Here is a 2772-nt window from a genome sequence, read left to right as displayed (position 1 = left end):
TTTTAGTTAAGTCCTCGATCTATTAGTATTTGTCAGCTCCACGTGTCACCACGCTTCCACCTCAAACCTATCAACCTGATCATCTTTCAGGGATCTTACTAGCTTACGCTATGGGAAATCTCATCTCGAGGGGGGCTTCATGCTTAGATGCTTTCAGCACTTATCCCTTCCGCACATAGCTACCCAGCTATGCCTTTGGCAAGACAACTGGTACACCAGCGGTGCGTCCATCCCGGTCCTCTCGTACTAAGGACAGCTCCTCTCAAATTTCCTACGCCCACGACGGATAGGGACCGAACTGTCTCACGACGTTCTGAACCCAGCTCGCGTACCGCTTTAATGGGCGAACAGCCCAACCCTTGGGACCGACTACAGCCCCAGGATGCGATGAGCCGACATCGAGGTGCCAAACCTCCCCGTCGATGTGGACTCTTGGGGGAGATAAGCCTGTTATCCCCGGGGTAGCTTTTATCCGTTGAGCGATGGCCCTTCCATGCGGAACCACCGGATCACTAAGCCCGACTTTCGTCCCTGCTCGACTTGTAGGTCTCGCAGTCAAGCTCCCTTGTGCCTTTACACTCTACGAATGATTTCCAACCATTCTGAGGGAACCTTTGGGCGCCTCCGTTACTTTTTAGGAGGCGACCGCCCCAGTCAAACTGCCCACCTGACACTGTCTCCCACCCCGATAAGGGGTGCGGGTTAGAATGTCAATACAGCCAGGGTAGTATCCCACCAATGCCTCCACCGAAGCTGGCGCTCCGGCTTCCAAGGCTCCTACCTATCCTGTACAAGCTGTACCAAAATTCAATATCAGGCTACAGTAAAGCTCCACGGGGTCTTTCCGTCCTGTCGCGGGTAACCTGCATCTTCACAGGTACTATAATTTCACCGAGTCTCTCGTTGAGACAGTGCCCAGATCGTTACACCTTTCGTGCGGGTCGGAACTTACCCGACAAGGAATTTCGCTACCTTAGGACCGTTATAGTTACGGCCGCCGTTTACTGGGGCTTCAATTCAGAGCTTCGCGCGAACGCTAACCCCTCCTCTTAACCTTCCAGCACCGGGCAGGTGTCAGCCCCTATACTTCGCCTTACGGCTTCGCAGAGACCTGTGTTTTTGCTAAACAGTCGCCTGGGCCTATTCACTGCGGCTCTCTCGGGCTTGCACCCAAAAGAGCACCCCTTCTCCCGAAGTTACGGGGTCATTTTGCCGAGTTCCTTAACGAGAGTTCTCTCGCTCACCTTAGGATTCTCTCCTCGCCTACCTGTGTCGGTTTGCGGTACGGGCACCTTGAATCTCGCTAGAGGCTTTTCTTGGCAGTGTGGAATCAGGAACTTCGGTACTATATTTCCCTCGCCGTCACAGCTCCGCCTTCACGGTAATGGGATTTGCCTCATTACCAGCCTAACTGCTTGGACGTGCTAATCCAACAGCACGCTTACCCTATCCTCCTGCGTCCCCCCATCGCTCAAACGATTCATAAGGTGGTACAGGAATATCAACCTGTTGTCCATCGCCTACGCTCTTCAGCCTCGGCTTAGGTCCCGACTAACCCTGAGTGGACGAGCCTTCCTCAGGAAACCTTAGGCATTCGGTGGATGAGATTCTCACTCATCTTTCGCTACTCATACCGGCATTCTCACTTCTAAGCGCTCCACCAGTCCTTACGGTCTAGCTTCAACGCCCTTAGAACGCTCTCCTACCACTGACATCATAGATGTCAATCCACAGCTTCGGTGATACGTTTAGCCCCGGTACATTTTCGGCGCAGAGTCACTCGACCAGTGAGCTATTACGCACTCTTTAAATGGTGGCTGCTTCTAAGCCAACATCCTGGTTGTCTAAGCAACTCCACATCCTTTTCCACTTAACGTATACTTTGGGACCTTAGCTGGTGGTCTGGGCTGTTTCCCTCTTGACTACGGATCTTATCACTCGCAGTCTGACTCCCAAGGATAAGTATTTGGCATTCGGAGTTTGTCTGAATTCGGTAACCCGATGGGGGCCCCTAGTCCAAACAGTGCTCTACCTCCAATACTCTTACCTTGAGGCTAGCCCTAAAGCTATTTCGGAGAGAACCAGCTATCTCCAAGTTCGATTGGAATTTCTCCGCTACCCACACCTCATCCCCGCACTTTTCAACGTGCGTGGGTTCGGGCCTCCATCCAGTGTTACCTGGACTTCACCCTGGACATGGGTAGATCACCTGGTTTCGGGTCTACGACCACATACTCTATCGCCCTATTCAGACTCGCTTTCGCTGCGGCTCCGTCTCTTCAACTTAACCTTGCATGTAATCGTAACTCGCCGGTTCATTCTACAAAAGGCACGCTATCACCCATTAATGGGCTCTAACTACTTGTAGGCACACGGTTTCAGGATCTATTTCACTCCCCTTCCGGGGTGCTTTTCACCTTTCCCTCACGGTACTGGTTCACTATCGGTCACTAGGGAGTATTTAGCCTTGGGAGATGGTCCTCCCTGCTTCCGACGGGATTTCTCGTGTCCCGCCGTACTCAGGATCCACTCAGGAGGGAACGAAGTTTCGACTACAGGGTTTTTACCTTCTATGACTGGCCTTTCCAGACCTATTCATCTACCCCGTTCCTTTGTAACTCCATGTAGAGTGTCCTACAACCCCAAGAGGCAAGCCTCTTGGTTTGGGCTAATCCCGTTTCGCTCGCCGCTACTAAGGGAATCGCGTTTGCTTTCTCTTCCTCCGGGTACTTAGATGTTTCAGTTCCCCGGGTCTGCCTTCAGTTACTCTAT

At 52.3% G+C, this 2772-nt stretch carries 1 rRNA gene; it reads right to left on the bottom strand.

Annotated elements, in window-relative coordinates:
• Nucleotides 1-2: 2 nt before the first annotated feature.
• A 23S ribosomal RNA gene (locus tag EM808_RS28295) occupies nt 3-2772 on the bottom strand; the annotation flags it as partial.

Source organism: Niallia taxi (genome assembly GCF_004005475.1).
GTDB lineage: Bacteria > Bacillota > Bacilli > Bacillales > Cytobacillaceae > Niallia > Niallia taxi.
The sequence above is the reverse complement of the archived record's forward strand: the minus strand, read 5'-3'. Positions and strand labels throughout refer to the sequence as shown.